We start from the raw sequence: 6,770 nt of genomic DNA, 5'->3' as shown, positions 1-6,770 counted from the left end.
TAATGAGTCCTGAGCCTAGGGCTTTGCCCGCCAATTTCGCCCCCACCACGTTTTAACGTTTGAAAACAAAGTCGCCCCCATGCCCCAGGAACGTAAATTAATGATCGCGGTCTTTATGACCGTTTTGTTCGGCTTTGCCGGGTTCAGCCTGCCTTACCCGGTATTCGGACCAATGTTTTTAAAACCCGAACTGGGCTTTCTGGACCCGTCCATTCCGGTTGAATTTCGCCCGTTTTTGCTGGGTATTGCCATTGCCCTTTATCCGGTCGGGCAGTTTATTGGTGCGCCGTGGCTGGGCCGCTGGTCAGACCGGATCGGGCGGCGTCCGGTTTTGTTAGGGTCGCTTGTGGGGGCGGCAGGGGGCTATCTGGTAACCGCCGTTGGTGTTGCCATTGCCAGTTTGCCGTTATTGCTGGCCGGGCGGTTTTTGTCGGGCCTGTGCGAAGGCAACATGGCAATTGCGCAGTCTATTACATCCGATATCAGCACACCCAAAACCAAGGTCCGCAATTTCGGCCTCATTACGGTGGCCATTAATGTTGGGTGGATCATTGGCCCGTTGCTGGGCGGTTTTTTATCCGATCCCGATATTTATGCCGGTTTTAACGTGTCCTGGCCGTTTTTCTTTGCTGCGGGCATGTTTGGCGTCAATCTGGTTGTGGTGTTTTTTACCCTGCGCATTCCCGATTATGCCCGTCGCCGCGCCGTCGATGAAAAATCCGGCCCTGTTGGCATGGAAGATGGTTCATCTTTGCCCGCCCTTGCGGTGGAATTATCGGCCAATGCTGATGCGGTGGTGCCTGATCAGCACGAAGACCCGGCATTTAAGCCCCGCACGGTTTGGCAAACGGTGTGTGACAAAAAGCTGCTGCCGGGTTTTGTCATTTCATTTTTCAGCTATGTCGCGGTTTATGTCTTTTTTGCTTTTTTCGGCGTTTACCTGGTGCAGACGCACGATGTCAGCAGTTCGTTCCTGGGGACTTGTTCTGCGATTATCTCGGTGCCGCTGATTGCGGCAGGCTTGCTGGTGGAACCGGCACGTAAACGTATCGGCCTTGCCGGGGTGAGTGTGGTGGCCCATGTGTTTTTGGGTGTTGGCATGATTACGTTTTTGCTGCCCGACGGGCTGGTCTGGATTTTTGTGCCGATGTCGCTGGCGGCGTTTGGCATTGCCTGGTGCGAGGTGACAACCAGCCTGTTTATTTCCGATGCCGCAGGGCCACACGAGCAGGGGCAGGCATTGGGTGTTTATCGTTCCGCCCATGTCATGGCCGAGGCGGTGGCGGTATTGGCAGGTGGGTTGTTATCGGGGCAATCGCCGCAATCGCCGTTTTTCATGGGCTTTGTTGCCGCAATGGTTTGTGTGGCCGGTATCATGGCATGGAAACGTGCTGTACCGGGGCTGGGTCATAATGCTGGCGATGTGACAGCCCCTTAAGCATTCACGGGCACGGCTGTTTTGCGAGATGTGTAAAACATGCAATCGGGCAAAACGGGCCGTGCCCTGGTCCTTAAACGATGGTCGACATTGTAAGCGCCCCCGCTGCCAGATACTGGCGCTGCCCGGCATCGTCTGTGTTGGCTTTGGCGGCAAGCAAGCCTTCGGAAAGTTCATAAAGTTGCGAAATGGCGGCGGTGCGTACCCCGTCTTGCGGGGCGTCGGCATCGGCTTGCAGGGCGTCGTCCCATGCCGGTTTGGCGCGATCTTCGCCCAGAACGGTCAAGGCAATGGCACGGTTGGCAAGCGCGGTGGCCGATTTAGGGTTGGCTTGCAGGGCGCGATCAAAATATTCCAGGGCGCAATGATAATCGCCGTCCAGCATTTCCAGCCGGCCCAAATCATTCAGGCAGGCCAGTGAATGGGGCGTCATGCGCAAAAGCTGTTCAAGCGCGCGGCGTTCGCCGTCGCTGTCTTTTGCTGCCCGGTAACATAGGGCGATCATATGGTGGATCATGCCGTCACCGGGGCGCAGGCGCGATGCACTGTGAAAATCGGCAAGTGCTGTGTGATGGCGGCCCAGTTCAAGCTGCGCCATGCCATGTGCGGTTAACAAATCCGGATCACCGGGGTTGCTGCGTAGCGCAATATCAAGGTTGTTTAACGCTTCGCGGGGTTTGCCCGACAGCAAATATACCTCGGCCAATTGTTGCAGCGCTCGTTGGTGGTTGGGGTCGGCGCGCAAAACACTGCGATATTCATAAATCGATTCGGTTAAATTTCCCCGCCGGTGCAGGGCTTCGGCCAGACCAAATCGGGCGGGCAGGTCGTCCTGGTTCCGCCCCAGGGTTTGGCGCAACATATTGATCGCGGCGTCATAATGCCCTTGTGAGAGGGCTTCCAAACCCATTTTGGTAAAATCAGCCGTGGTCATATGCAGTGTCCTGTTTGATTGGGCGGTTTTGGGGGTGGCTTTGGGTCTGCTTTGGCGGGGGTGATCAGGTGCGCTGGTAAATACGATACGCGCATCGCCGTGCCCCTGCCAGAATATGATCTGTTCGCTCCACAATAACGGTGTTGCCCAAAACGGACTGAAACACATCAAGTTCCTTTGCACATAGCGACCGGCACGCGGATGCGGCAGAACAAATCGGGCAATGGTTTTCCACCAGAAGAAGTGTGCCGTCTTCCTCGTACAGGGTGGTGGCCATATATCCTTCGGCGTCACGTGCAGCGGCCAGTGCCCGAACCCGGGACTCCAGGTCGGGGGCGCAGCTTTGCAGGCGGGTCTGGTAAATCATTTTTTGTTGTTCGGCGCGGGCGTCTACAATGCGGGCCAGTCCTTCTGCGCCAAAACTGTCGCGCATACAGTCAATTAACGACACCGCCAGTTCCTGATGCCCGTCGGGGAAGGCCGTGTTTGAATGTGCGGTCAGTGCCCATAATTTTGCCGGGCGCCCCTTGGGCGAGGCAATTTGTTGTTCGTCGACCATACCCTGATCCATCAACATTTTTAAATGCTGACGCACCGCCATCGATGACACCCCAAGGGATGTTGCCATATGGTCGGCACGCGACGGACCGTTCTTTTTTAATATATCAAGGATGGCGCGGCGGGTTTCCCCGTCGGCTGCTTTGGGATTTCGTTTTGTCATGTGGTATTTATAAAGAAAATTCTATTGAAAAGGCAAGCAAAGCGCCGTAGCTTGTTTTTTGAAAGAATAATCTTTATAAAAGAGGCCGCCATGTCATCGTCTGTCCAGCCGGGAAAACAACCCGCCACAACACCGTCTCAAAACCCTTCTTTTGACCCGACCTCGACGGGTTTGGTTTCGTCTGATGTTGCAAAACATGCCACATCAGACGGCGATTGGCAGGCCGCCACAACCCTGGCCGATCTTTCGCAAAACGGGCGGAAACTTGTGCGCATCAATGGTCGCCAGGTTGCGATCTTTCAAACCGAAAACGGTCTTTATGCCTGCAACAACCGCTGCCCGCATGAAGGTTTCCCGTTAATGGAAGGCACTATGGCGCAGGGCTGTGTGCTGACATGCAACTGGCATAACTGGAAGTTCGACCTTGAAAGCGGCGATACCCTGGTCGGCGGCGATAAACTCCGCCGTTATCCGGTGCGTGTTACCGATGATGGCGTTGTGGAGCTTGACATGACCGACCCGCCGCAAAACCAGCAACGTGCTGAAATTCTGGCAAATCTTGATGTTGCCTTGCACGAACATGATTATGACCGACTGTGCCGTGAAATGGCACGTTTGGAGCAGATCGGTGTGGACCCGCTTGCGGCCATTAAAACGGCCTTTTCCCTGCGCATGGACCGGTTTGAATATGGCACCACCCACGCCATGCCGGGCGCGGCGGACTGGCTGGCGTATCGTGACGAACTGACAGACGATACCGAACGTTTGGCCAGCCTTGCTGAAACCATCGGACATATCGCCTGGGATAGCAGCTATCGACCGGTTTATCCGTTTACATCGGACGTGGCGGATTGGTCCGAACCCGAATTTTCCCGTGCGGTCGAGGCCGAAGATGAAAATACCGCAGTGGCCCTGGTGCGCGGGGCCATGGCGGCGGGCCTGACATGGGATAATCTGCGCCCGGCTTTTGCCCGTTGCGCCATGCGCCATTATGCCGGGTTTGGTCATTCGGTAATTTATGTCTCCAAGGTCGCCCCGTTACTGGCGGTATTGGGTGCCGATGCGCTGGAAAGCCTGCTTTTGCCGTTAACCCGGCATTTATGCACCGTGACCCGCGAAGATTTGATCCCCGAATTTCGGGCGTTTCATGTTGTGCGCAAGGATTGGGACAGCCTTGTTGGCAGTGATCCGGTGACAAAGGATGATTTTCTGGGGTTGCCTGTTTCGCGGGTATTGGCGCGTGTGCGCCGTTCGGCCGGGGACGTACAAGGGTGTTATCATGCCTTGCTGGGGGCGGCAGCCTGGCAGGTACGCCATTTTGATCAAAGCGTTATGTATCGCACCAACATGCCGATTGGCACGAATGTAAACTGGCTGGATGTTACCCACGCCCTGACAACCGCGCAGGCGGTGCGTGAACTGGCAACCGAAATGCCCGAATTATGGGGCGATGGCCTGTTGCAAATCGGCTGTTTCATTGGTCGCAATGTTAAATACATTAACACCGACCCGGACCAGCCCGATTATGCTGCCAGTGCGGGCATTGACGGGCATCAGGATGGCGAAACCATCTTGCAGGGGCTGTTGCGTGACCGTGTGCTGAACCATGGGTGCAGCGATTATATTGAACCCGTGCATCGCCTGAAAACCATCATGATGGCCCGTGCCGAACTGGCCGCTTTTCCCGATGCCCCGTGGCGTCAAGATTTGCTTGTTGCGGTGCATCGTTATGTAAACGGGGAATTTCCCCGGCGGCGTGCCGTTCGTGTTGCTTATCAATCCCAAAGTTTTGTTGGTCGGGAATAGGCGGTCTCCCCCCGCGTTCCCTCACGCCCGTCTTCCTGGCTAACAAATCACCCCCGTTCCGGCTTTCGGGCTGGAACGGGGGTGAATATTTGGCTTTGATCCTGCGTATTGTCAGCTCGAATAGGGCAGATCAGGCGATGGTATCGACCACACCACCATCAACCCGTAAGGCAGCACCCGTTGTTGCCGATGATAGCGGCGATGCCACATACACCACCAGGTTCGCAACTTCCTCGACCGTGGCGGCGCGCTGAATGATCGATGTCGGGCGGGCCGACATAACAAAATCGGCGGCGACGTCTTCAACCGGCTTGCCGGTCTTTTTCACATCGTCAGCCAGCATCGTAACCACCCCTTCCGACAGGGTCGGTCCGGGCAGGATTGCGTTAACGGTGACCCCTGTGCCGGCCATGCGCTTGGCAAGGCCACGTGACAGCGACAGATAGGCTGTTTTGGTAACCCCGTAATGGATCATGTCCGCGGGGATATTAAGGCCGGATTCAGATGACAGGAACAAGACCCGTCCCCAACCCTTTTTTTCCATGCCCGGCAAATAGGCCCGCGACAGACGGACACCGGACATGACATTAACATCCATAAATTTCTGCCAGTCGCTATCTGGTGTTTCAAAAAAGTCCTGCGGGCCGAAAATACCCACATTGTTTACCAGCACATCCACATGCGGCACGGCTTTAACCAGCTTGTCACATCCTTCGGCTGTTTCCAGATCGGCAGCAACACCGTGAATGGTGGCATCAGTGAACTGCGCTTTCAGCTTTTCAACGGCTTTGGCCGTTTTGTCATCCTTGCGGCCATTAACGATAACTTCGGCACCCGCGCTGATCAGCCCCGCAGCAATGGCAAAGCCAATACCTTCGGTTGATCCGGTAACAAGGGCGGTTTTTCCTGTCAGGTCAATTTTCATATCGTGGTCCTTTACGGGGTAAGACGTTGTATCAACATAATTTTTAAATTGGCTCAGGCAAGGGCTGTTTCGGGCATGGGGCTGAACGCCTGGTCATTAACCTTGGGGTGCCGGGCAAGGCTCCTGCCTGGTTGGGGACATATCAGGCGATGACGCCGCCGCCATCCACCCGGACCGTTGATCCGGTGGCGAAAGGCGTAATCATTAAATAATGGATGGCATTGGCAATATCCCCTGGCTCGCCCACCCGCTGTACCGGCAGGCTTTCTGCCGTTTTGGCAAAGATCGCATCACGCTCCTCGCGCGTGCCAACCCGGTCCCAAAGTGGGGTTATAATCATGCCAGGTGACACTGCATTAACCCGGATCGGGGCGAGTTCCAACGCCAACCCCCGGGTTAAACCCTCAAGCGCTGCATTAATCGCCCCTTGTAAAACAGACTTGGGCGATGGTCGTTCGGCCAGAAAACCCGAAACAAAAGTTAAACTGGCAGCCGGGGCAAAGCGGGCGGCGCGTGCCACACGGTAAGCCCCCCAGAATTTACTTTCCATGGCGGTTTTGGCATCTTCAAGGGCCAGTTCACGCACGGGTCCACCCGGTGTTTGCGCCGCTGAAATTACAATATGATCCCATGGGGCGTTGGCGGCAAAAAAGCTGATAACGGCGTCGTTGTCACCTGTATCAAGTACGGCAATCCCAAGGGACTTCTGCGTATTTAAGTCTTTCTGCAAGTCGGATCGGGCGGCGTCCAGTTTGGTTTTGCTGCGCGACGCAATAGTCACATTGGCACCGGCGGCAAGGGCTGTTTTTGCGCTTGCCAGACCAATACCGGAACTTCCACCGATAATCAGGACGTTTTTGTTTTCAAGGTTTTGCATGGCGACACCTGTGTGCTGGTCATGTGTTTGACTGTATGGCGATATTCTATATTTGTCTGTCATGCGAAA

Annotated in this window: 6 protein-coding genes; 2 read left to right on the top strand and 4 right to left on the bottom strand. The window is 55.5% G+C overall.

Annotated elements, in window-relative coordinates:
* Positions 1-100: 100 nt before the first annotated feature.
* Complete coding sequence (locus THS27_RS22615; RefSeq protein ID WP_168184973.1) at positions 101-1,438, top strand: MFS transporter; 1,338 nt, start codon at positions 101-103, stop codon at positions 1,436-1,438.
* 73 nt (positions 1,439-1,511) lie between these two features.
* On the opposite strand, the gene THS27_RS22610 is transcribed toward THS27_RS22615, so the two are convergent.
* Both THS27_RS22610 and THS27_RS22605 read right to left on the bottom strand, forming a co-directional pair.
* On the bottom strand, positions 1,512-2,372 hold the full coding sequence (locus THS27_RS22610) for a lipopolysaccharide assembly protein LapB (protein ID WP_168184972.1): 861 nt from the start codon (positions 2,370-2,372) through the stop codon (positions 1,512-1,514).
* 64 nt (positions 2,373-2,436) lie between these two features.
* A complete protein-coding gene (locus THS27_RS22605; RefSeq protein WP_085594744.1) occupies positions 2,437-3,093 on the bottom strand; it encodes a metalloregulator ArsR/SmtB family transcription factor in 657 nt (218 codons plus the stop codon).
* 90 nt (positions 3,094-3,183) lie between these two features.
* Between THS27_RS22605 and THS27_RS22600 the strand changes: the two genes are divergently transcribed.
* Positions 3,184-4,899 carry a Rieske 2Fe-2S domain-containing protein gene (locus THS27_RS22600; RefSeq protein ID WP_085594742.1) on the top strand — a complete coding sequence of 572 codons (1,716 nt, stop codon included), beginning with the start codon at positions 3,184-3,186 and terminating at the stop codon, positions 4,897-4,899.
* Between the two features lie 130 nt (positions 4,900-5,029).
* Here THS27_RS22600 and THS27_RS22595 read toward each other — a convergent pair whose 3' ends face one another.
* Positions 5,030-5,824 carry an SDR family NAD(P)-dependent oxidoreductase gene (locus THS27_RS22595; RefSeq protein WP_085594740.1) on the bottom strand — a complete coding sequence of 265 codons (795 nt, stop codon included), beginning with the start codon at positions 5,822-5,824 and terminating at the stop codon, positions 5,030-5,032.
* A 142-nt stretch (positions 5,825-5,966) separates the two neighbouring features.
* The gene (locus THS27_RS22590) at positions 5,967-6,701 is read right to left on the bottom strand and encodes an SDR family oxidoreductase (RefSeq protein WP_085594738.1); all 735 of its coding nucleotides are present in this window, start codon (positions 6,699-6,701) and stop codon (positions 5,967-5,969) included.
* Positions 6,702-6,770: the final 69 nt, after the last annotated feature.

It is taken from the genome of Thalassospira sp. MCCC 1A01428, from assembly GCF_002115825.1.
Taxonomy (GTDB): domain Bacteria; phylum Pseudomonadota; class Alphaproteobacteria; order Rhodospirillales; family Thalassospiraceae; genus Thalassospira.
This window is presented reverse-complemented; position numbering and strand designations above follow the sequence as displayed.